16 protein-coding genes, 2 tRNA genes and 3 rRNA genes are annotated in these 24,013 nt (G+C 38.0%); 12 read left to right on the top strand and 9 right to left on the bottom strand.

The genetic code is table 11. From position 1 onward, the window contains the following. Position 1 precedes the first annotated feature (1 nt). From D5J18_RS02725 to D5J18_RS02740, 4 genes are all read left to right on the top strand, one after another. On the top strand, positions 2 to 1,273 hold the full coding sequence (locus D5J18_RS02725; protein WP_119057471.1) for a DUF2851 family protein: 1,272 nt from the start codon (positions 2 to 4) through the stop codon (positions 1,271 to 1,273). 330 nt (positions 1,274 to 1,603) lie between these two features. Next, positions 1,604 to 1,777, top strand: a complete 174-nt coding sequence (locus D5J18_RS08770) for a hypothetical protein (protein WP_165844944.1) — start codon at positions 1,604 to 1,606, stop codon at positions 1,775 to 1,777. A 2-nt stretch (positions 1,778 to 1,779) separates the two neighbouring features. Beyond that, positions 1,780 to 2,712 carry a helix-hairpin-helix domain-containing protein gene (locus tag D5J18_RS02735; protein WP_119057473.1) on the top strand — a complete coding sequence of 311 codons (933 nt, stop codon included), beginning with the start codon at positions 1,780 to 1,782 and terminating at the stop codon, positions 2,710 to 2,712. A 57-nt stretch (positions 2,713 to 2,769) separates the two neighbouring features. Then, positions 2,770 to 3,903: an acyl-CoA dehydrogenase family protein gene (locus D5J18_RS02740; RefSeq protein WP_119057474.1), complete on the top strand. Its 1,134-nt coding sequence runs from the start codon at positions 2,770 to 2,772 to the stop codon at positions 3,901 to 3,903. Between the two features lie 25 nt (positions 3,904 to 3,928). Here the strand turns inward: D5J18_RS02740 and D5J18_RS02745 are convergent, their stop codons facing one another. The 9 genes from D5J18_RS02745 to D5J18_RS02785 all read right to left on the bottom strand — a co-directional run bounded on the left by D5J18_RS02745 (position 3,929) and on the right by D5J18_RS02785 (position 12,209). Next, a complete protein-coding gene (locus D5J18_RS02745; protein ID WP_119057475.1) occupies positions 3,929 to 4,723 on the bottom strand; it encodes a lysophospholipid acyltransferase family protein in 795 nt (264 codons plus the stop codon). 3 nt (positions 4,724 to 4,726) lie between these two features. Continuing rightward, positions 4,727 to 5,392 carry an NUDIX hydrolase gene (locus D5J18_RS02750; protein WP_119057476.1) on the bottom strand — a complete coding sequence of 222 codons (666 nt, stop codon included), beginning with the start codon at positions 5,390 to 5,392 and terminating at the stop codon, positions 4,727 to 4,729. A gap of 101 nt (positions 5,393 to 5,493) precedes the next feature. Continuing rightward, on the bottom strand, positions 5,494 to 7,125 hold the full coding sequence (locus D5J18_RS02755; protein WP_119057477.1) for a S8 family peptidase: 1,632 nt from the start codon (positions 7,123 to 7,125) through the stop codon (positions 5,494 to 5,496). A gap of 18 nt (positions 7,126 to 7,143) precedes the next feature. Continuing rightward, complete coding sequence (locus tag D5J18_RS02760) at positions 7,144 to 7,743, bottom strand: WbqC family protein (protein WP_119057478.1); 600 nt, start codon at positions 7,741 to 7,743, stop codon at positions 7,144 to 7,146. Beyond that, complete coding sequence (gene lepB / locus D5J18_RS02765) at positions 7,743 to 9,251, bottom strand: signal peptidase I (RefSeq protein WP_119057479.1); 1,509 nt, start codon at positions 9,249 to 9,251, stop codon at positions 7,743 to 7,745. The genes D5J18_RS02760 and lepB overlap by 1 nt, the downstream gene beginning before the upstream one ends. Before the next feature lie 7 nt (positions 9,252 to 9,258). After that, a complete protein-coding gene (gene dapB, locus D5J18_RS02770) occupies positions 9,259 to 9,975 on the bottom strand; it encodes a 4-hydroxy-tetrahydrodipicolinate reductase (RefSeq protein WP_119057480.1) in 717 nt (238 codons plus the stop codon). Further along, positions 9,972 to 10,538, bottom strand: a complete 567-nt coding sequence (locus D5J18_RS02775; RefSeq protein WP_119057481.1) for a DUF5683 domain-containing protein — start codon at positions 10,536 to 10,538, stop codon at positions 9,972 to 9,974. The genes dapB and D5J18_RS02775 overlap by 4 nt, the downstream gene beginning before the upstream one ends. Continuing rightward, positions 10,535 to 11,398, bottom strand: a complete 864-nt coding sequence (locus tag D5J18_RS02780; RefSeq protein ID WP_119057482.1) for a ParB/RepB/Spo0J family partition protein — start codon at positions 11,396 to 11,398, stop codon at positions 10,535 to 10,537. Before D5J18_RS02780 ends, D5J18_RS02775 begins: the two co-directional genes overlap by 4 nt. 43 nt (positions 11,399 to 11,441) lie before the next feature. Beyond that, positions 11,442 to 12,209, bottom strand: coding sequence for a ParA family protein (locus D5J18_RS02785; RefSeq protein ID WP_119057483.1), 768 nt, complete (start codon positions 12,207 to 12,209; stop codon positions 11,442 to 11,444). A 90-nt stretch (positions 12,210 to 12,299) separates the two neighbouring features. Between D5J18_RS02785 and D5J18_RS02790 the strand changes: the two genes are divergently transcribed. The 8 genes from D5J18_RS02790 to D5J18_RS02825 all read left to right on the top strand — a co-directional run bounded on the left by D5J18_RS02790 (position 12,300) and on the right by D5J18_RS02825 (position 23,926). Next, the gene (locus D5J18_RS02790; protein ID WP_119057484.1) at positions 12,300 to 13,304 is read left to right on the top strand and encodes a FecCD family ABC transporter permease; all 1,005 of its coding nucleotides are present in this window, start codon (positions 12,300 to 12,302) and stop codon (positions 13,302 to 13,304) included. Beyond that, on the top strand, positions 13,301 to 13,903 hold the full coding sequence (locus D5J18_RS02795) for an ABC transporter ATP-binding protein (RefSeq protein WP_119057485.1): 603 nt from the start codon (positions 13,301 to 13,303) through the stop codon (positions 13,901 to 13,903). Before D5J18_RS02790 ends, D5J18_RS02795 begins: the two co-directional genes overlap by 4 nt. A gap of 389 nt (positions 13,904 to 14,292) precedes the next feature. Next, a 16S ribosomal RNA gene (locus tag D5J18_RS02800) occupies positions 14,293 to 15,813 on the top strand. A gap of 142 nt (positions 15,814 to 15,955) precedes the next feature. After that, positions 15,956 to 16,029: transfer RNA gene (locus D5J18_RS02805), tRNA-Ile, on the top strand. Between the two features lie 143 nt (positions 16,030 to 16,172). Beyond that, positions 16,173 to 16,246, top strand: a tRNA-Ala gene (locus tag D5J18_RS02810). A 264-nt stretch (positions 16,247 to 16,510) separates the two neighbouring features. Continuing rightward, positions 16,511 to 19,273 (top strand): 23S ribosomal RNA (locus tag D5J18_RS02815). A gap of 83 nt (positions 19,274 to 19,356) precedes the next feature. Further along, positions 19,357 to 19,465 (top strand): 5S ribosomal RNA (gene rrf, locus D5J18_RS02820). Together the 16S, 23S and 5S rRNA genes with 2 tRNA genes alongside form the textbook arrangement of a ribosomal RNA operon. 645 nt (positions 19,466 to 20,110) lie before the next feature. Next, positions 20,111 to 23,926, top strand: coding sequence for a dermonecrotic toxin domain-containing protein (locus D5J18_RS02825; RefSeq protein WP_119057486.1), 3,816 nt, complete (start codon positions 20,111 to 20,113; stop codon positions 23,924 to 23,926). Positions 23,927 to 24,013: the final 87 nt, after the last annotated feature.

A 24,013-nucleotide genomic window follows, 5' to 3' on the forward strand; every position in this document is an offset into this window, starting at 1 on the left:
AATGGAAATAAAAGAAGAATTCCTGTACAACATTTGGCAATTCAAGCGGTGGGGTTCTTCTATAAAGTTAAAAACCACCCAAGGCGAAGAAATAGAAGTGCTATCGCCAGGGGTACTGAATCCCAATGCTGGTCCTGATTTCTTGAATGCTCGGCTTCGCATCGGTGGAGTTTTGTGGGCAGGAAATGTTGAAATTCATCTTCGCACAACCGACTGGTTTTTGCATCGGCACGAGGAAGACCCCGCATATCAGAAAATTATTTTACATGTAGTTTTTCAAGATAATTCAGCCCAAAAAGTGGGCGATTTTTCAACTTTAGAATTAGGAAATTACGTTTCGAAAGAATTAATCCTAAGTTATAAAAATTTAAATCGACCTTTTGATTTTATTCCCTGCGAAAGCTCATTGCCTTCAGTAGAAGCGGAAGTTCTCGAAACAACGAAAATCAATATGTTGCTCGAGAAATGGATGGGGAAAGAGCAAATTTTGCAACAAAGACTTGACCAATTGGCCGGTGACTGGGAGCAACTTCTCTTCGAACAAATTGCTTATGTTTTTGGTTTGAAAATTAATGGTGAAGCCTTTTTACAATTGGCTAGGAGCTTGAAAAACAATCAGTTGAATGGCTTGAATTTGTTTCAGAAAGAAGCCTTAATTTTTGGACAAGCAGGATTTCTTCAAGAATTTGAAAATGAATACACTGAAGCTTTGAAAAAAGAATATGAATTCCTTCAGTACAAATGGAATTTAACGCCGCTTAACAAAGAAATATTTAAGTTTTTTCGACTAAGACCACCCAATTTCCCGAGTGTTCGTATGGCGCAGTGGGCAGCTTTTTCAGACCTTTTCCCACAAATTTTTTTAAGCCTTAAAAAAAATAATTTTTATGAAGAATTCATAGAAGAGTGTAGCGAAATTCAAGCTTCTGATTTTTGGAACACCCATTTTACGCTCGGGAAACCATCCCTGAAAAATCAACCCAAGAAACTCTCACGCTCGTTTATTGAACTACTGCTTATCAATGCTTTCTTCCCAGTTCATTTTTTGTATTTAAAATCTATTGATAAAAATCCAGAACCTCTGCTAAATCAGCTGGAGAAATTGCCACCAGAGTACAATCAAATAATTAAGGAATTTAAGGCTTTAGAAATTCCCATCTCATCTGCTTTGGATACACAAGGATTATTATTTTTAGAAAAAAATTATTGTCAAAAGAAAAAATGCTTAAATTGTAAAATCGGAAATCATATTTTGAGAAATCATGCTAAATAATATTAGAAATACAGCCGAAGCACACGGGTTTGAAGTTATCTCAAGAATTTCAGATAAATTGGGGCTGAGAGCGAGCAAATTACGTTTGCTTTTCATCTACCTCTCTTTTGCAACATTGGGGGTCACATTTCTTATTTATTTAATTACGGCGTTTTTCTTTTGGTTAAAAGACAGCTTATTTATTAAGCGAAAATCAGTATTTGACCTGTGATTTATTTTTATTTAAAATAAATTAATTTAATAAAATAAAGTTTTTTTGACTCTCTTTTTTGAAAACATTTCAAATAACTTAATTGATTTATACTAAAAAAAAAGACTTATAAAAAATTCATGAAAAATGCTTCGTTTCTATATTTATTTCCATTTTTCCAGATTAGTTTAATCGGGCAAGCAAACATTTTTTTAGAAGAGACCTTAAATGATTTTAGAATTGAAGAAGAAATCAATCCCTGCGGCGATAAATTTAAATATTTTTGGTGGGGAAAAATCTTACAAATAGTATAAAAATGAGAAAATTTTTGCGCCATTTCGAGATGGGAAAAGCTCAGCGGAGTGGTTTTTTTATTTTAATTATTCTAATCCTCATCATTGAATTGGGTTTTTATTTTCTAAGCCTTAAAAAAAATGATGCCCCCTCAGAATTGATGCCTGAAGAACTGGAATGGCTGAAAATTAAAGAGGAATCAACTCATCTAACCACGAAATCGAGGGGAGAAGTTAAATATTTCACATTTAATCCTAATGAATTTTCAGCTCAAGACTGGCAAAAAATTGGTTTTAGTTCCAAGCAAAGTGAAATCATCATCAAATATAGAAATTCTCTAGGAGGGAATTTTGAGAACTTAGCACAAATTCAAGAATGTTTTGTTATCAGTCAAGAAAAATTTGAGGAAATGAAAAAGTATATTCGGTTGAAAAATATTCCGAAAAATCAAATTAATTCAAACTCAAAAGAATTTTTTGAGGCTGAAAAAATTCTTCCTAAGTCAAAGAAAAAATTAAAAATCTTTGACCCCAATCAGTTAAGTTTAAAGGAATGGGAGGATTTGGGTTTTAGTGAAAAACAAGCTAAAGTAATCTTGAATTACAAAGAAAATTACCTGAAAGGAGAATTTAAAAATTTAAATGAAATAAAAAATTGTTTTGTCATCAGTGAAGCAAAGTTTAATGAATTAAAAGCATTTATTCGCTTACCTCAGAAAAATTCTGAGAAGGGAATTAAATCAGAAAATATTTCACCCAAAAGCAGCGATTTTCACGTGAATTCAATGAATGAATTGGATTGGAAAAAATGCGGCGCTACGGCAGAGGAGGCTAAAAATATTGTGAAATACAGAGATTTCATAGGTGGATTTGAAAATTTTAAAGCCTTAGAAAATTGTCCGTATCTCAATAAAGATGTTTTAGAAAAACTAAAAAATAAAGCGCTTATTTTTTGAAAAATTTTTTAAGCCTTAAAAAAAAATGATACTTTTAAAGTTAAAAAAAAACAAACGATGAGAAATCCTGAAAATGAAATAATCATACAAGCTGCTAGAGAATTTGCCCAGAGAGAAATAGCGCCTCACGTGATGGACTGGGATGAGAATCAAAGTTTTCCCGTAGCGTTATTTCATCAATTAGGGGAAATGGGGTTCATGGGGATTTTAGTTCCAGAGGAATTGGGCGGAGCTGGTCTTTCTTATTTTGATTATGTAAATATTATTGATGAAATTTCACAAGTAGACCCGTCTATTGGTTTGTCAATAGCTGCACATAATTCGCTTTGCACCAATCATATTTTGTGTTTTGGGAATCAAGAGCAAAAAGAAAAATGGGTGCCGAGTCTTGCGACGGGGAAAGTGATTGGAGCTTGGGGATTGACTGAACACAATACGGGTTCTGATGCTGGCGGAATGGGGACTACTGCAGTGAGAGATGGTGACGAATGGGTAATCAACGGGGCAAAAAATTTTATCACACATGCGATTTCTGGTGACTTAGCCGTGGTGATGACAAGAACGGGAGAAGTAGGGGCGTCTCGTAATTCGACGGTTTTTGTTTTAGAAAAAGGAATGCCAGGTTTTACGTCAGGAAAAAAAGAGAACAAACTGGGTATGCGTGCTTCTGAAACTGCTGAACTCATCATGAACAATGTACGTGTGCCAGATTCACACCGCTTGGGTGAAGTGGGGGAGGGCTTCAAGCAAGCTTTGTCAATTTTAGATGGGGGGAGAATTTCTATTGCAGCATTGTCTCTTGGGATTTCAAAAGGAGCTTACCAAGCTGCGTTGAAATACAGTAAAGAAAGAAAACAGTTTGGGAAATCGATTTGCGAATTCCAAGCGATTAATTTTAAATTAGCTGAGATGGCAACTAAAATTAAAGCCTCTGAGCTGCTGATAGATGAAGCTTGCCGCTTAAAAGAAAATGATGAAAGAATGACGATGGAAGGTGCTATGGCTAAGTATTACGCTTCTGAAGCTTGTGTGGAAATTTCAACTGATGCTGTACAAATTTTTGGCGGGTATGGCTATACCAAAGATTTTCCAGTAGAGAAATTTTATAGAGATTCAAAGCTTTGTACCATTGGCGAAGGCACTACTGAAATTCAAAAATTAGTCATCGGGCGAGAAATTTTAAAAGGCTGAAATTTTTTTTAAGCCTTTAAAAAATTTAATAAAAAGTATTTGGTTCCGTATCTAAATTGGTTTCGATAGGTTTGACTTTGTTGAATTTTGGACTCTGCTCAATAGCGTCCATCACTTGATCAATGATTTGCTGGGTAGAATCGTTTTCATAATCAATGGCTAAAGGAGCTTTAAACTTCATTGTCGGCTCAACGCCACGTTTTTTTATCAACAAGCCTTTTTTATCAAAAGCGCGGCGGAAACCGTCAATGACCACGGGAATCACGATGGGTTTATTTTTCTTGATGATGTGTGCCGTACCACGCCGCCCAGGCGCGAAAGCTTTTGTCGTCCCTTGTGGGAAGGTAATGACCCAGCCGTGTTGTAAAGCGCGTTCAATGTTATCTACTTCGCTTAAATCGACTTTTCGCTGAACGTCTTTTCCTGCAGAACGCCAAGTTCTTTTGACGGTAATGGCGCCTGCAAATTGAAAAATTTTAGCTAAAATACCTTTATTCATTGTTTCCTCAGCAGCGACATAGTAGAGGTCGATACGTGGATTAATGAGGTAAATTGGATTGTGAATGGAGTTTTCAAAACCGTTTTTTGCACTGAAAAATACGTGATACATTGCTGAAACATCAGCAAAATAAGTCTGATGATTGGAGACGAATAAAACATTATTGTCAGGCAAATCAGTCAAATGTTCAGTGCCTGAAATTCTTAGTTTGTTAAAGCCATTGTATCTGCGATAAGAAACAACACCTAGTACAAAAATGACTAAACGCTTAATAATATACCAGCGTCCAAAAGCATCATAAAAAATGGTTTTTTTCTTCAAAATTTATTCAATTTCAGAATTCAAATTTAAAGAAATCCTGATGAATTCTAAAAATTCATTCAACATCATAGCGGTAGCTCCCCACACATTTAAATTTTGATTTAAGCTAAATCCAGGAACTTTATGGGCTTTACCTTTCACGTTAACGATGTAATTTTGAAGAGGAGGATTTAAAATAAATTCTTTCAGCGAAAGGGGAATAATATCTTTGACTTCCTTGTCACACGGGATAAAATTAGGGTTCAATTTGTAGCTGCCTACAAATGGGTGAACGATGAAATTGCTAGGCGGGATGAATAGTTCCGAGAGTTCTCCCCAGATTTCTATAGCCTCTGGTTTAGCTCCAATCTCTTCAAAACTTTCTCGGATGGCGGTTTGCTCTAAGTTTTCATCAGATTTCTCTACTTTCCCTCCAGGGAAACCTACTTGATTGCTGTGTACGCCAGGGTAAGTGTTTCTATGAATCACTGGGAAAAATATTTCACCATTTTTTTCATAAAGAATTATCAAAACCGCTGCAATTTTTGATTTTTGCGTGTTAAAGCGGGCTTCATCTACTAAATTCTGACGATAAGGAGGAGCCATAACTTGCTGCGCTTTCCACCCAGGAATCTTTTGGAAATTTAATTTTGACTGAAGCGTTTGTAAATTTAAATCAGACCACATCATAAAATCTAAAGGTACAAAAAAAGCCGTGTAATTAACACGACTTTTTAAATGCTAATTAAATTTTTTGGAATAAATCAAAAAATCTCTAAGGCTTTAAAAAATTATTTTTTATCAGCTAATAGCATTTCAGCAATTTGCAATGCTTTTTTAGCATCGACAATCACACCATTGGTACTTAGGTCTAATAAATCATTGCTTAAATTTCCACTCTTTATTAAAACTTCTCTCAGCTCCTGAGCTGTTAACTCTGGGAAGTACCCCCAAACCAAGGCAGCAACCCCGCTCACTACTGGAGCCGCCATACTTGTGCCTTGCAAGAATTTATAATCATTTTGTGGAACAGTAGAGTAAATTTCTAACCCAGGAGCAAAAATATCTACTTGTTTTTTTCCGAAGTTGGAGAAGGAAGCACGAATGTCATCATTATAGCGTGTGCTAGCACCTACGGTAATCCAAGTAGGGGCAACTACTTTCCCATCACTATAGTAATTGATTGGATAGTTGATGATTTCATCAATATTTTGATTGTCATTTCCAGCTGCGTGAACTAATAATACATTATTATCACTTGCGTACCTCATTGCTTCCCACACTTTCTCAGGATGTGGGGAATAAGCTTTACCGAAGCTCATATTGATGATTTTGGCTCCGTTGTCTACGGCGTAGCGAATCGCATTGGCAATATCCTTATCTCTTTCATCACCATCAGGGACGGCTCGGATGCTCATCAATTTTGCATTGGTAGCGATACCATCCATCCCAATATTATTGTTTCTTACGGCGCCGATGATTCCTGCAACATGTGTACCATGCAAAGCATCAGGACCTTGAATATCATTGTTCCCATAGATTCTTTCGTCAAGATTTTCATAGTCATCACCTACAATATCTCTAGGGTCAAAATCAAGATTGTAGTGATATTTCACTTGAGATTCGTAGTAAGAAATGGCTTCATTTACCCCTTTGTTGAATTCCTCTAAAATTTCACGTGGTGTTTTCCCAAAAACTTCAGGAGCCTCGTATGTATTGATGGTAGATTCAAATCTGCCAGCAATAAATTTAGCTTCATCAGACTTTGGTTTGAAAGATTTGATTCCTTTTACAGAAATCTCTTTATCCATCCCATATTCCTCTCCAAATTTTGAATACCCCAAACCTGCTTGCTCAGCTTGTATACTGATTCCCTCATAAGCCATTTTCGCTTGAGTATAGTTCTCATCTAGCTCTGCTTTAGCTTTAAGGTAAGTAGCATATTTCTCTGGGAATTTTTTCTGATTAGTCTCATTGGTGAAATTATCTTTGCTCGCAAAAAGAGCATTTCCTTCACGCACCAAACGAGTCAACTCCAAGTTATCTTGATTCACATTTCTACCATCAGCACCTCCAATGAAATTCCATCCGTGGACATCATCTATATAACCATTATTATCATCGTCAATACCGTTATTTGGGATTTCATTAACGTTCACCCACATATTCCCCGCCAAATCCTCGTGGTCACCTTGTATCCCGCTGTCAATCACTCCGACTACGACAGGATTTATCTTCAGTCCCTTTTCTTTAGCATAAGCGTATGCATCTTCTGTCGCCACGCCATACACATTTTCCTTGGCAAAACTCTTGTGGTACCAAGCTCTAAGCTCTAATTCCTCTTGCGAAGGCTGAGGTACTTCTTGTATCTGCCCATAGACTAAGCTAGCAGCAAACGAGAGTGTGAATAATATTTTTCTCATATTATTAATTATAAAAATTTAATTGTTTTTGATGTAAATGCCCGCTTCTGGACCTAAATTAAAAACCAAATCTAAAATGGATAAATCTGATACAAAATTAAATTTATCTTGAAAAACTTGCTGATAAGCAGGAATTTTTTTTTCAGATTTTACTTTAGCGTTAAAATCATGTCTAAAATCGTGCCGAGCTTCATTTTGGTAAGATTTTGTAAAAGAAAAAGAGCAATTTAGTTTCAAGTCTCTCAAAATTTGTAATAAAATTTTTTGGTTTAAATCAAAAAGCTGACTTGGTTTTTCTTTTAAAATATTCCTATAAGAATCCCAATAATAGAGAAAAAAAGGAGCATTGCGATAAGCCGTTTCAATAGATTTGATGTGCTCTGCCACCCATTTATTTTCATAGTGAATTTCTACAAGGCTTATTTTTTTTTCTAAACCTTTTTTAATTGGAATACTCAAAGATTGTTTCCCATTAGGGCCCAAAATGCAACACCGATTTCGGTAAGTTTGTTTGGTATAATTTTCCTCACTCTCGATGGCAAATTCTTTAAATTTTTTAAGGCTTAAAAAAAAATCAATCGGTGGGAAATAAAACAAAGGGAAAACAGGCAACTCCATTATTTATCTTTCTTTTTTTTGAAGAAAAAATCCCAACCCAAGAAAATAGCCAATAAAATCGCACCAATCCATAGATAGCTTGTTTTGTTGGGGTTACCATTATTGGGAACGGTAAACCAACGCTCCCAGTGGAAGCCACTTTTAGGCTCAAACCCCATTAATTGATTTAAATTTGCCCATAAGAAAAACGGCTGCCCTACGATGTGCGTTTCTGGCACAAAACCCCAGAACCGACTGTCTAAAGAATTGTGGCGATTGTCTCCCATCATGAAATAGTAATCTTGCTGAAACGTATAATTTTCTATCGGCTGCCCGTCCATTAAAAGCTGCCCGTCGCTTACTTCTAAATCATGATTTTCATAAGTCTCTATAATATCGATGTAATCTGCTAAGTTTTGAATATCAAGCTTGATTTGCATTCCCTTTTTGGGCACGGTTAGCGGCCCGTACCAATCTTGATTATAAGGTGCATCTTTGGGGAAGATATTGTGATCAGTTTGATCTTTAGGAGTGATGAGTTTATTTGCAGAGATGATATTGGAATTATTTTTTAAGGCTTGAAAAATTTCATCAGATAAACCATGGAATTCGTAAATAAAACCATTTTCATTCGCTCCAAAAACATAATCGGTGCTGACTAAAGAAAACTCTTCTTCCAAATATTTAGGACTCAGTTGCGTTTTGCTTTCGATGATATATTTATACTGAATTTTCGCATCTTTTTTGGGAATAAATTTCTCGTGATTGATAAAAAGTTCAGCGTTTCTAATTTCAATCACATCGCCAGGTGTTGCCACACAACGTTTCACGTAGTTATCTTTTCGGTCAGTAGGATTATAAACAGAATCAGCTGGATAATTGAAAACCACAATGTCATTTTTCTCAACTTTTTTCCACCCCGGGATTCGAGCGTAGGGCAATTGCAGTTTTTCTATAAATAAACTTCGGTTAAACAAATCTGCAAATGGAACTGCCACAGGGGTATTGGGGATTCGTGTGCCATAGATGTTTTTACTCACAAAAAGTGCATCTCCGATCCGCAATGTGTTTTCCATCGAGCCAGTAGGGATAATCATCGGCTGAACAAAATATGTGTGGATAGTCGTAGCCAAAACCACTGCAAAGAGGATTGCGCTCAGGAGTGTCTCTTTGCGGTCTTCGGGGCCAGTATAGGCTGGTTTTTCTACATAATTCAAATAATAAATATAAAAGCCTAGAGTGGCAATGACCAAAATGGCTTCTCCCCAACCTCTTTTGCCGTAGCAACGGATGAAGTCTACCCATAGAATCATAATCATAATGGGTGAAAGGATCGGTAAGAAAAGAAAGACAATCCACCAAGTGGGCCTTTGGATAATCTTTAATAAAACGTAGGCATTATAAACTGGCACAGCAGCCTCCCATGTTTTACGCCCTGCTGCTTTGTATAGCCACCAAGTTCCTGCAAAATGAATGATTTGTACGGCGAGAAAAAAAATCGCCCAAGCTTCCCATGTGTAAATCCACATAAAATATTTATTTTAAATTTAATACGTCTTTCATGGTAAAGATACCATTTTTCTCAAAAATATATTCCGCAGCCATCACAGCTCCCAAAGCAAATCCATCTCGAGAGTAAGCTTCGTGCTTGAGTTCGATGGAATCAATCGCGGATTTAAATTGTAAAATGTGTGTGCCCTTCACCTCTGCTTTGCGCATCGCTGTTATAGGGATAGAGTTTTCTTTAACTTCTTCTTCGCTGGTTAAATGCCAAGTTTTATAATCAGAAATTTCCATTAAATTTTCAGCCATGCTAATTGCCGTTCCGCTCGGGGAATCTTTTTTTTCGGTGTGATGGACTTCTTCCAAAGATAAGCCATACGCAGGATAATCATTCATGATTAGCATACATTTCTTTATTATTTCAAAAAATAAATTTACACCCAAGCTAAAATTAGTTGCATGAATGAAGCTACCATTGTATTTCTCTACAAGTTCATAGACTTTTTTCAAATCTTTGTCCCACCCAGTTGTGCCGCTCACCACGGGCACATTACTCTGCAATAGCTGAACTATATTTTGGTAAGCAACTTCTGGGTTTGTAAACTCAATGGCAGCATCCACCCCATTATCGGTGAGTTGGTAATGTTTTGGTGTTTCGTTCAATTTTAAAACCACATCATGCCCCCGTTCTGTAGCGATTTTTTCGATGGTTTTACCCATTTTTCCGTAGCCAACCAATGCTATTTTCATAATTTAAAATTTAAATTTAAGCCGAAATTTATTTTTTCTGTCACGGGATCAAAAAAAGCCGTGGGTTGAATATTCAACTCTTTATCTTTCCTCACTTGGTCTAGATGCGCATCCACTGTCGCATCTACAATGTTGACGATATAAGCTAAGATGCTGAGTGCTATGGCATAATCTCTATCACGTTTAGCTTTATCTTGAGCTTTTGCCAGCACGTTTACATCGTAAATTCCCGAGAATCGATGCGGCTCACCTTTGAGTTCAGCCAAATAAGCATCACGATATTTATGATAACGATTGTTTAGGTAAACCGTAAATCCTACCCCTGAGCCCACAAGTCCCCAAGCGAGAGGCACTTTCCAGTATTTGCCGTTGTAAGTTTGCCCCAAACCAGGCAAAATAGCTGAATACAAACCTGCTCTCATTGGGTTTTTGAAAATGATTTCATCTTCATTCGGGTCCAAAAACAATTGCCCCGAAACTTGCACAGAATCAATTTTGGGTATTTTTTGCCCAAAAATGGAAAGGCTTAGAAAAAATATAACGATGAGGAAGAGAGACTTCATTCCAATAAATTTTTAAGCCTTAAAAAATCTTCATCAGATTCAAAATTGATAACAATTTTTCCTTTCCCTTTCTTATTTCTTTTGATTTCCACTTTAGTTTCAAGATGTTTTTCAAAATAATGTTTGGCAGATTTAAATTGATTGGGTAGAGAAGCAACTTCCTTTCGAGGAGTATTAAGGTTTTTGATGAGGTTTTCGGTTTGCCTTACCGATAGACTTTGTGCAATTATTTTTTCATAGACCTCCATTTGCTCATCTAAATCAGTTATGCCCATCAGTGCTCTGCCATGCCCCATGCTTATCATCCCGTCTCTGATTCCTGTCTGAATAATAGGGTCTAGTTTTAAAAGCCTTAAATAATTGGTCACCGTACTTCTGTTTTTCCCGACACGTTCGCTCAGGGCTTCTTGAGTTAAATTAATTTCATCAATCAGGCGCTGGTAAGTCAAGGCAACCTCTATGGCGTCTAAATCTTCTCGCTGAATATTTTCTACCAAAGCCATTTCAAGCATTTCCTGGTCATTGGCCAAGCGCACAAATGCAGGAATAGTTTCTAAATTCGCAAGTTTGGAGGCTCGATAACGGCGCTCTCCAGAGATAATCTCGTAGCTATGCTGATTCTTCCTAACGGTAATGGGTTGAATAACACCTAGTTGACTAATGGATTGAGCTAGCTCTACCAAAGCTTCTTTATCAAAATACGTCCGCGGTTGGTTTGGGTTTGGTTTAATATTTTCAATAGGAATTTCTACAATTTGCTTGATCAAATCTGCAGCACCTTCATCTTTCACAGAATTTATTTTCTCCGTTGATTCGCTTAGCAATGCTGATAAGCCTCTTCCCATCGCCTTTTTTTTCATTTCTCTTTGTTTAATTCAATATTAGTGAAAAAAAATAAAACAACTATTGATTGTTTTTCTTTAGAAACTCTTGAGCCAAAGCCAAGTAGTTTTCAGCACCGCGGCTAGCAGCATCATATTTGATGATTGATTCGCCGTAGCTAGGAGCTTCACTCACACGCACATTTCGTTGAATAATTGTGTCAAAAACCATTTGGGGGAAGTGACTCCGAACTTCTTCCACCACTTGGTTAGACAGCCTTAAGCGTGCATCAAACATCGTTAATAATAAACCCTCAATGTCTAAATTAGGATTATGAAGTTGCTGGATGCTCTTTATCGTATTAAGTAGTTTTCCTAAACCTTCCAACGCAAAATATTCACATTGAATAGGAATAATCACAGAATCAGCAGCCGTCAAAGCGTTGAGCGTAATCAAACCTAAAGAAGGAGCACAGTCGATAAAAATATAATCATATTCCTCCTTGATTTCTTGCAAAGCAGTTTTGAGCATATATTCACGCTGTTCTGAGTCAACCAATTCAATTTCAGCGGCGACTAAATCTACATGAGCAGCAATAATGTCTAGGTTGGGCGAATTCGTTGGTAAAATAGCTTTTTTTGCCGGGGATTCATGCTCTAGAACCTCATAAGTGCCGATTTCTAAATTGTCGATGTCAATCCCCAAACCCGAAGAAGCATTCGCTTGCGGGTCAGCATCAATCAGTAATGTTTTCTTTTCTAAAATGCCAATCGAAGCAGCTAAATTAATGGAAGTAGTCGTTTTCCCTACCCCGCCTTTTTGATTTGCTATAGCAATTATTTTTCCCATCGATTAAAAGTCTTTACTTTGCAAAAGTAAAAATATAAATAGCAGCCATTATCAAAATTAAATTAATTTATTAACAAACTTCAGATTATTATGCACTGGAAATGGTATTCAGACAAAGTGTTTTGGTTTTGGTTACTAGCTTTGCTCTCCATCTTTCTGCTGAATTTAGTAGTAGGGAAAGGAACTGCAAATATTTTTAAAGGCTTAGAAAATTCTGATAAAGAATTAATGCGAGATTTAATCATTAATTATCGTTTACCCAAAGGATTAGCGGCAGTCCTCACAGGAATTTCTTTATCAGCAAGTGGCTGGGTATTGCAAGAATACTTTAGAAATCCATTAGCCGGCCCATCCGTTTTGGGAGTCACCTCCTTTTCGGGTTTAGGCGTAGCCATTGTCATTGTTTTTTTTGGATTATTCAGTCAAATAGACATCAATCAGCCTGCGTTATTAATTTTTTCAGCCTTGAGTGGAGCTGCATTTGCAATGCTGGTGATAATCCTATTCAGTTATAAAATAAAATCAGTTTCAGCATTAGTATTAATCGGATTTATGCTAAGCGGATTAGCAGGAGCCATCATTAGCTTACTTCAATTTTATGCCGACACGCATCACCTAAAATCATTGATTATTTGGTCGTTTGGCTCCATATCAGGACTATCTTATACACAGATAATTTATTTTTTGACATGTGTAGTGGTAGGTTTAATGCTGATTTTTTTAAGCCTTGATAAATTTCAGAAATTACAATTAGGGCACGACTATGCACACACAATGGGTGTCAACATTCATTATGTAAAATTTATTGTAATACTGAGCTCGAGTCTATTAACAGGCGTGGCAACAGCACTCGTAGGCCCGATTGTTTTCATCGGGATTGCCATACCACATTTAGTAAGAATTAATTTAAAGTCAGCAAACTTCAAAAAAGTCTTCACATACATTATTATAATAGGAGCATTTACGCTAAGTTTATTTTCCTTGATTTCAGACAATATTCCTGGGCAAGTCTTACCGATCAATATCATTTCCGCATTATTAGGAGCTCCTGTACTCATTTGGATTATTTATCAAAATAAAAACAAAATGCTGTGATAGAATTAAAAAACGTGACGTTGGGTTATGGAAGAAAGAAGGTTGTAACTGGCTTAAACCACCAATTTTATAGAGACCAGATGAATTTCATTATAGGGCTAAACGGAAGCGGGAAAAGCACTCTGTTAAAGACTCTATTAAAGATGACCCCCCTTTTAGGAGGTGAAATAAACCTTGATGGAACTCCTCTCACAAAAATAAATCAAACTCAAATGGCCCAGAAAATCGCAGCAGTTTTACCAATGAACTTTTCTTTACCAGAGATTCGAACCGAAGATTTTTTAAGCCTTTACAAAAAAATTGAAAATAGTAAAATAGAAGAATCCCTAAGCCAATTTAATTTATTAGAATTAAAAAAAGAATTCATTACAAAATTAAGCCAAGGGCAATTACAGCAATTATTCATCATCAGAGCTTTGCTGCAAGACACCCCATACATTATTTTAGACGAACCAACAGCACATTTAGATTATAAAAATAAGCCAAAAGTCTTCCAAAAGTTGAAATTTATGCAAGAAAAACATCAGAAAGGAATTATTATTATCACACACGAGCTAGAATATGCCGAGAATTTAGCAGACAATAAACTAATTCTGTAAAAGGACAAACCAAGAATAGAAATATTTTCACAAAAAAAATTCAATTATATCCATCTGTAAATCAACCAATTACAATTTATTTAAAAAAAAATTACAAAAAACAGGGTAAAAAATTTGGAAGGGAATAAAAATAGTATTTATATTTGCGATCCTTTTGAGAGAGAGAGTTATTTGAAGGTTTGATAAAAAAAGGATAAATTTTTTTGGATTAAAAGAAAAAGAATTTATATATTTGCAGCCCTTTTAGGGTAGAGGAGTTCATAAAGATAGAAATAAGATACAAATTAGAAGACAAAATAAGCAAAAGAAGCCAAGTGTCAATTTGATGAGTTTGGGGATAGCTTTTCAGTTATAGTTATTATTTAAGACAATAGATAATTTAAGGAATAACAACGGAGAGTTTGATCCTGGCTCAGGATGAACGCTAGCGGGAGGCTTAACACATGCAAGCCGAGGGGTATTTAATTTTCGGATTAGAGAGACCGGCGAACGGGTGCGTAACGCGTATGTAACTTGCCCTTATCGGGAGGATAGCCCGAGGAAACTCGGATTAATACTCCATAACAATAATTATGGCATCATAAATATTTAAAAGATTTATCGGATAAGGATAGGCATGCGTCAGATTAGTTAGTTGGTAGTGTAGAGGACTACCAAGGCGATGATCTGTAGGGGGCCTGAGAGGGTGAACCCCCACACTGGTACTGAGACACGGACCAGACTCCTACGGGAGGCAGCAGTGAGGAATATTGGACAATGGGTGGAAGCCTGATCCAGCCATCCCGCGTGCAGGAAGACGGCCCTATGGGTTGTAAACTGCTTTTGTATAGGGATAAATCATCTTACGAGATAGGATGTTGAAGGTACTATACGAATAAGCATCGGCTAACTCCGTGCCAGCAGCCGCGGTAATACGGAGGATGCGAGCGTTATCCGGATTCATTGGGTTTAAAGGGTCCGTAGGCGGGCTAATAAGTCAGTGGTGAAATCTCACAGCTCAACTGTGAAATTGCCATTGATACTGTTAGTCTTGAGTGAGTTTGATGTTGCTGGAATGTGTAGTGTAGCGGTGAAATGCATAGATATTACACGGAACACCGAATGCGAAGGCAGGTAACAAAGACTTAACTGACGCTGATGGACGAAGGCGTGGGGAGCGAACAGGATTAGATACCCTGGTAGTCCACGCAGTAAACGATGCTAACTCGTTTTCGGGGTGAAGAACTTCGGAGACCAAGCGAAAGTGATAAGTTAGCCACCTGGGGAGTACGTTCGCAAGAATGAAACTCAAAGGAATTGACGGGGGCCCGCACAAGCGGTGGAGCATGTGGTTTAATTCGATGATACGCGAGGAACCTTACCAAGGCTTAAATGCATTTTGACGTACCCTGAAAGGGGTATTTCTTCGGACAGGATGCAAGGTGCTGCATGGCTGTCGTCAGCTCGTGCCGTGAGGTGTTAGGTTAAGTCCTGCAACGAGCGCAACCCTTATCTTTAGTTGCCAGCGTTTAAAGACGGGGACTCTAGAGAGACTGCCAACGCAAGTTGAGAGGAAGGTGGGGACGACGTCAAGTCATCACGGCCCTTACGTCTTGGGCTACACACGTGCTACAATGGTCGGTACAGAGGGCAGCTACTATGTGAATAGGTGCGAATCTTGAAAGCCGATCTCAGTTCGGATTGGAGTCTGCAACTCGACTCTATGAAGCTGGAATCGCTAGTAATCGCAAATCAGCCATGTTGCGGTGAATACGTTCCCGGGCCTTGTACACACCGCCCGTCAAGCCATGGAAGCTGGGGGTACCTGAAGTTGGTGACCGTCAAAGGAGCTACCTAGGGTAAAACCAGTAACTGGGGCTAAGTCGTAACAAGGTAGCCGTACCGGAAGGTGCGGCTGGAACATCTCTTTTATAGAGTTAAGAATAATAAACGACGGAAAGAAACAAATTAAGAGAATAGGCACTGGCTTTTCATTTGCTAAATTATCGGACGATTTGTATTTTTGATATTAAAGATAAATAAGCCCCTAGTCGTAGAAGGAGGGATGGATAGAGTCTCGTAGCTCAGCTGGTTAGAGCGCTACACTGATAATGTAGAGGTCGGCAGTTCGAGTCTGCCCGAGACTACAATGAAGGATGAGGGGGTTGAATTATTAAGAATTATGGATTAAGAATTATGGATTAATCATTAATTGGTGATTTTTAATAGAGTAGAAGAATACTGGGAGGTGAGTGATAATTTTTCATTTATAATTTTTAATTAAGATAATGGGGGATTAGCTCAGCTGGCTAGAGCGCCTGCCTTGCACGCAGGAGGTCATCGGTTCGACTCCGATATTCTCCACGATCATTGATTACGCATTGTTTAGGTTACGATGTGTAATTGAGAAGAAGTTCATTGACATGATAGATAGCAAGTTTTTCTCTATAGGATTAAGGGATTAATAATATAGAGGGAAAAGAAACTTGAAGTAGAAAACGAGAAATGATAACGAGTAGGATTTTTTTTTTGAATTATAGATTGAGAGATTTATAGGAATAGAAAAGATCTAAAAGAAATAAAATAGAAGGTGAAAACAAATAACCGAGATTAAAGAGCGCGGTTAGAAGAAATCGTTAAGGGCGTATGGCGGATGCCTAGGCTCACAGAGGCGAAGAAGGACGTGATAAGCTGCGAAAAGCTGCGGGGATTTGCACATAAGAATAGATCCGCAGATATCCGAATGGGGCAACCCACTATGTTGAAGGCATAGTACCAGAGATGGGGCGAACCCGGGGAACTGAAACATCTAAGTACCCGGAGGAAAAGAAATCAAAAGAGATTCCCAGAGTAGTGGCGAGCGAAATGGGATTAGCCGAGAATTTACAAATATTAGAAATACTTGGAAAAGTATACCGAAGAAGGTGAGAGTCCTGTATAAGAAATGAGTAGATTACGTATTAAGTAGGGCGGAACACGAGAAATTCTGTCTGAAGATGGGGGGACCATCCTCCAAGGCTAAATACTCCTGACTGACCGATAGTGAACCAGTACCGTGAGGGAAAGGCGAAAAGCACTTTGAATAAAAGGGTGAAAGAGAACCTGAAACCGTACGCCTACAAGCGGTCGGAGCATCGTAAGATGTGACGGCGTGCCTTTTGCATAATGAGCCTACGAGTTACTGTTACTGGCGAGGATAAGGTGTTCAGCACTGTATTCGAAGCGAGAGCGAGTCTGAAAAAGGCGGTATAGTCAGTAGGAGTAGACGCGAAACCTTGTGATCTACCCATGGGCAGGTTGAAGCTGTGGTAACACATAGTGGAGGACCGAACCGGTTGACGTTGAAAAGTCTTCGGATGACCTGTGGGTAGGGGTGAAAGGCCAATCAAACTGGGAAATAGCTCGTACTCCCCGAAATGCATTTAGGTGCAGCGTTTAAATAAGTTTATTAGAGGTAGAGCTACTGATAGGATGCGGGGGATTCACCTCCTACCAATTCCTGACAAACTCCGAATGCTAGTAAATGATATTAAGCAGTGAGGGCATGGGTGCTAAGGTCCATGTCCGAGAGGGAAAGAACCCGGACTAACAGCTAAGGTCCCTAAATGTATGTTAAGTTGATAAAACGCGGTTGGATTGCACAGACAGCTAGGATGTTGGCTTGGAAGCAGCCATTCATTTAAAGAGTGCGTAACAGCTCACTAGTCGAGCGATCTGGCATGGATAATGATCGGGCATAAACATACTACCGAAGCTATAGACTGTAGATACAGTGGTAGGGGAGCATTCTATACGAGTAGAAGTTGAGCTGTAAGGCTTGGTGGATTGTATAGAAAAGAAAATGTAGGCATAAGTAACGATAATGCGGATGAGAAATCCGCACGCCGCAAGACTAAGGATTCCTCAGCTATGCTAATCAGCTGAGGGTTAGTCGGGACCTAACATGAACCCGAAAGGGGTAGTGGATGGCAAACAGGTTAATATTCCTGTACCTGCTCACAGAGGAAGTGACGGGGTTAAGTAATAAGTGCGTACTGACGGAATAGTACGTTGAACCCATTTAACGTGGGGATAGTACACAAAGGCTACGGCTGGCGTGATAATCTTATGAAGTGACCTCCAAGAAATAGCGAGTGAAGCAGCCCGTACCGTAAACCGACACAGGTAGTCGAGGAGAGTATCCTAAGGCGCTCGAGTGAATCATGGCTAAGGAACTAGGCAAAATAGACCTGTAACTTCGGGAGAAAGGTCGCCCCAAGAGATTGGGGCCGCAGCGAAGAGGTCCAGGCGACTGTTTATCAAAAACACAGCACTCTGCAAACACGAAAGTGGACGTATAGGGTGTGATGCCTGCCCGGTGCTGGAAGGTTAAGTGATGGGGTTAGCGTAAGCGAAGCTCTTGATTGAAGCCCCAGTAAACGGCGGCCGTAACTATAACGGTCCTAAGGTAGCGAAATTCCTTGTCGGGTAAGTTCCGACCTGCACGAATGGTGTAACGATCTGGACACTGTCTCAGCCATGAGCTCGGTGAAATTGTAGTATCGGTGAAGATGCCGGTTAATCGCAACGGGACGAAAAGACCCCGTGAACCTTTACTATAGCTTCGTATTGACTTTGGGTAAACCATGTGTAGGATAGGTGGGAGACTGTGAATTGGCATCGCTAGGTGTTAAGGAGTCGTTGTTGAAATACCACCCTTGGTTTACTTGGAGCCTAACTCCGAAAGGAGGACATTGCGTGGTGGGTAGTTTGACTGGGGTGGTCGCCTCCGAAAGAGTAACGGAGGCTTTCAAAGGTACCCTCAGCACGCTTGGTAACCGTGCGTAGAGTGTAATGGCATAAGGGTGCTTGACTGTGAGACCTACAAGTCGAACAGGTGCGAAAGCAGGACATAGTGATCCGGTGGCGCTGAATGGAAGGGCCATCGCTCATAGGATAAAAGGTACTCCGGGGATAACAGGCTGATACCGCCCAAGAGTTCATATCGACGGCGGTGTTTGGCACCTCGATGTCGGCTCATCTCATCCTGGGGCTGAAGCAGGTCCCAAGGGTATGGCTGTTCGCCATTTAAAGAGGTACGCGAGCTGGGTTTAGAACGTCGTGAGACAGTTCGGTCCCTATCTGTTGCGATCGTTAGAAGTTTGAGTGGGCTTGACTCTAGTACGAGAGGACCGAGTTGAACGAACCGCTAGTGTATCTGTTGTATTGCCAAGTGCACCGCAGAGTAGCTATGTTCGGTTAAGATAAGCACTGAAAGCATATAAGTGCGAAACTTGCCACAAGATGAGACTTCTTTAAAGGGCCGTGGGAGATGACCACGTAGATAGGCTACAGATGTAAAGGCAGTAATGTCATAGTCGAGTAGTACTAATTACCCGTAGATTTAACTAACCGCGAGAGAATCGGTTGTTTGTTTTTATTCTTTTTTATAAAAAAAGTTTTAATCTATCTATCAAACATGTCAATCAAAGATTTAGGGTGACTATAGCGGCAGGGCTCACCTCTTCCCATTCCGAACAGAGAAGTTAAGCCTGCCTGCGCCGATGGTACTGCATATCGTGGAAGAGTAGGTCGTCGCCAGTTTTTTATTACAAACCTGCATAGTACATTACTATGCAGGTTTTTGTTTTACACCCTAATTGATTCCTTTCTCCCTCCTTTTGTTCGCTTTTCAGATTTTTAGTTTTTATCTAGATTATTATATCACCCTATTCGAAGTTATATTACAAGATTTTTATCTAAAATTTTATAAGGCTTTAAAAAATGACAAATTCTGCTTATGCAAGACTCACCTCTTCCCTTTCCGAACAGAGAAGTTAAGCTTGTCTGCGCTATATGATATCACAGATCGGAGTTTTTCTGAGTAAAGGAAAATAATTTTAGTTGTGTATAAATAAAATGAGTAGTTTTAGAAGAGTTGAATTAGATTGATTAAAATTATTTGTAACTTTAATTAAAGTTTTTTGTATTTTTAATTGACTATCATATAATTATGTGAATTTTATGATTCAATGAGTAAGTTTTTTATTTTATATACCAAATGAACATCGGGTATGAAAAAGTTTTCTGAATTTGATGTTTTTTGTAATTGATTTAAAACTATTTTGTAACTTGTTTCAAAGTTGCAACCATTGTATAATACTACTCAGCTGGTACGGTATACTAAATTTTAATGTTTTGAGTAACTTTTTCATAATATATTATAGGTATTTTTAATATTTATTTCAAATGGAATTATCTAACACTTATTTCACAGATTATCAGATTAAGGGAAAATCTGTTTCACAAATTTTTGCTGAATTATTAAATGATAGAAATAAAGCTTTTTCTATAAATCGAAAAGACTGGCAGGAGCAGTATGTGCGGTCTTTTGCCCAGATGTTGGATTCTATGCCTGAACCTAGAAAAATAGTGAAAGAAATATTAGCTAGGGAGCTAGAGAAAAAAGGATTACAGCCAATAGATCCTGATGCGGTTTATTTAAACAAATTTGGACAAGCTGATAAATCTTCTGATGAGCAATATTACAATCATGAGAGTGGTTCTCTTGTTTGGAGCTATAAGTTGACTGATGCTTGTTTGATGAATGTACTGGGCAAGTATTATTATGATGATTGGGATATTTTATATTCAGATGTGTCTGTGGGGCTATACACAGAGGGTTCATCGGCTGGTTCTTGGGGAGCACATAATATTGTGCCTATTATGCCTATAGAGATATTTAATATTTTTTATTACTATCCTATCTACAAGGAGTTTAATCGCCAAGTGGAGAATTTTTGGCAGCAGTATAAAGATAGATATAAGCATTATTTGGAAGATAATTTTCTATTATCAGGCGTTGTGCAGTATAAGAATAAAATGCTATCAGAGAATGCTTTTTCTATAATTCGCAAGGTTTATAATCATCAAGATGATATTGAGGCTAAATTTCTGAAAATATATGGCTATGCATCTACAGATATCATGATAATTAGGGATTTAAAAGATGCAACAGGGCTTTTGATTTTATATATTCCTGGCGCTAGGTTTCCTTTCATAGAATTTTTAACATCTTCTGATTGCAGAAATTGGATTAAACAGCATATAGAAAATCCTTTTTTGCGTAATTCATTTGCCAATCACTTCTCTATATATGAAAGACAAGACGGGTTGGAATATTCAGGTGTGGACACAGCACTCAAAGGTATAGCAGAGGATACTTGGGATATTGGGTATATTGATTTTGATCATCACACAGTGCTGAGTGTGAATTTATTTGCCACAGTGGCAGATAAAACGCAAAAAAGAATGCAAGCAGATGGTGATGTGCAGATAAAATCAGATTCAGAGTTAACAAGGGATCATGTCTATAACTTCATTCATGGTATGTTATCCCAATTATATTATTTTGAAGCACTTGTGCCAGAAATTTTAATCCCTTTGAATTTAACATTATCTCTCACAGAGCTAGGCTTGAGCGTGGATAAAATGGTGGATGGGGATACCTATGAAGAGAGAAAATACGGTGTGGGTGAATTCGTAACTTCTTTTTTATTCCTAGGAATAAATATGCTCCCATTCTTCGCCGAAGCTATCTCTTACATGAAACAATTTGATCTGAAAAAAATCCCAGAATACTTAAATGAAGAAGAGGTAATAAAAACCTATTTTAATGTATCTGCAGAGGATGTATTGATAGATACTCCCGCCATTACGCCTGAAGGCGAAGACGCTGGCAAAACGTTTTTAGCTCGATTAGCAGATGAAAATAATGAATTAGTAGTATTTAAACCCCTTGCAGGGAATAAATATATCAGATTAAATCCCACTACGCACGAAGAAATTCCAGGTGAATTAATTTCAAAAGTATACTCCTCAAATTTAGAAAAAATGGTGTACGTGAGAAGCGGATTAAAGGGGGGAGCACCATATAGCCCTCTAGAACTGGATTTTTCAGCCGTTATGTCTGTGGCTGATTTACGGAAAAAAGCTGCTGTAATAGGGAAACCTATTGGCAAGTCGTATAAAAAAATTATCGAAAAATTAGATCACTGGCACACAATTACCACATTTGAAGAAAAATCCAAATCAGCATTTGAATTAATCCACCTAATCAGAAAATACAAAATAGAACATCCAGAATCTAGACGTATCCCTGCTTTTGATTCATTAGAAGAAGAATTAAAGGGAGCTCTGTTTACAGATGGAATGAATGATTTGCAAAAGAATTTAATCAAAATGCTAGATAAAGTAGGGGCAGAAGCCACATCCATACTATATAAATCTGTATTGCAAGAAATCAAAGGCATAGATATAGGAAAAACTGGAACACTGGTATTATTTGCAGAAAATAATTATACCACATATCCCTTTGCTGGATTTGCAGAAGAACTGCCCACACAACTATCATTCACGCCCTACTATGTGATACCAGAAACAAGTGAATTTTCAATACTTGAACACGCTTATTATCACGATTCTTTATTCGAAGGGCTGGGATTTGATAATAATATTGATGTGCTGAAATATACAATAGAACGCATAAAATCAGAAAATTTACTTTCTGAAATAGAAGAAATAGATAACAAATTATATATCGGCTATAATTTTGAAGAACTGAATCAAATCATTTCCACATTTTCATGTGCAGAGGAAACTCAATATAGTGAGTATCCCCTCACATTTATAAAAATGCTACAAGAGCTGGGAAGTATAAAAGGACAAGGAATTCCAGAAAAGGGATTGATGCACGTATATTCCTCTGCTAAATACTATCAAGACACAGTGGAAAAACGTATGAATACCGTGGAAACGGCCTTTCAAATATCAGATAATTATGATTTTTCAATTTGGGATAATAATTTTCCTGGAAATCAAAATTATATCGAATTTCTGAAAAATCAGGAAACCACCAATTCCGCCATATCTACAGCTGTTTCAACATCTATGGGTGTAGCTTTTGATGATTCAGCAGAATCACTTAGATTTATTACAGAAAATCTAGAAACTTTCTATGAAGAAGGAATCAGGAATATTTTTGTCAGGAGATTAAATCACAGATTGTTAAAAAGAGATATAGCACTCTATTTAAGAGGTGAGAACATGACTGATCGCTTAAATGCTGCATTACTCACCACACTAGAGCACGGGCATGATTTATACAGATCACTGATTAGAGAGGCAAAAAAAATTAAAATAAATGTGATACCCACAGGCGGGCATGATGGCATTATATCTGGCGCTCTAGATATATATGAAAGCTATTATGCAAATGTGGAGCAAACCATAAGAGAGTTCAATCTTATAAATGATTCTTCAGGAAAGTTTCTAATCATAACCCCGCCCACTGCGTTGCGCCCTATAGCTGGTATTCATGCGCCTTTCCCAAATATAGCAGAGCTCACCAATATTCCTGTTTTGAAAGTCACAGAGAATAAATTGCTAGAATTATCTGTAGCTATAGGCAGAGAAAAGTTGGATGTGAGAGTGCCTGCTTGGACGGAGTTTGTGCCACTCGACGGGAAAGTATTGGGCTGGAAGACCTACGGGGGTAAAGATTATTTAAAACCTAATCAATCTACTCGAAGAGATCTTTTTATAAAAGGTAGAGATGCTCATCAAGCAACGGAGCTACTGAACGAAATTGATGTATTGAAAGGTCATATTGCAGATTTAGCCACGGCATCATCTGGAAGTTGTGCAAGCGTTTCTGCAAAAGTTTTACAAAATTTACGAACCTTGGGATACAATACAGGCAGAGGCTACTCCCTTGCTTATTGGAAGAAGAGGGGGAATGATTATTTTCCATTTAATCACACTGCCACATCTGTATGGTTACAAAATGAAGAGTTTGTAGTAGATGCCACACACCTTCAATTTCCACACGCTCCAGAGGATGCAGAACAAATCATAGTACAGAGACCAGAGGATTGGGCAGAGGAAATTGCTAGCCGAGCAGAGGCCATACGCCCATGGCTGGAACACGGGCTGAAGGGCGTGTCTGTAATTGGATATTTTGAACCCCCTATATACACTAAACCACGAATTTTAAAGCAACTATAAAATGATGGAAATTTATAAAATCAATTTTCCACCCAAGATTTTATTCAAATATTGTTTGCTATGGCAGTCGTCGCACACGGAAATTGA

Origin of the sequence: Candidatus Ornithobacterium hominis, assembly GCF_900538215.1 — a bacterium.
Taxonomy (GTDB): Bacteria; Bacteroidota; Bacteroidia; order Flavobacteriales; family Weeksellaceae; genus Ornithobacterium; species Ornithobacterium hominis.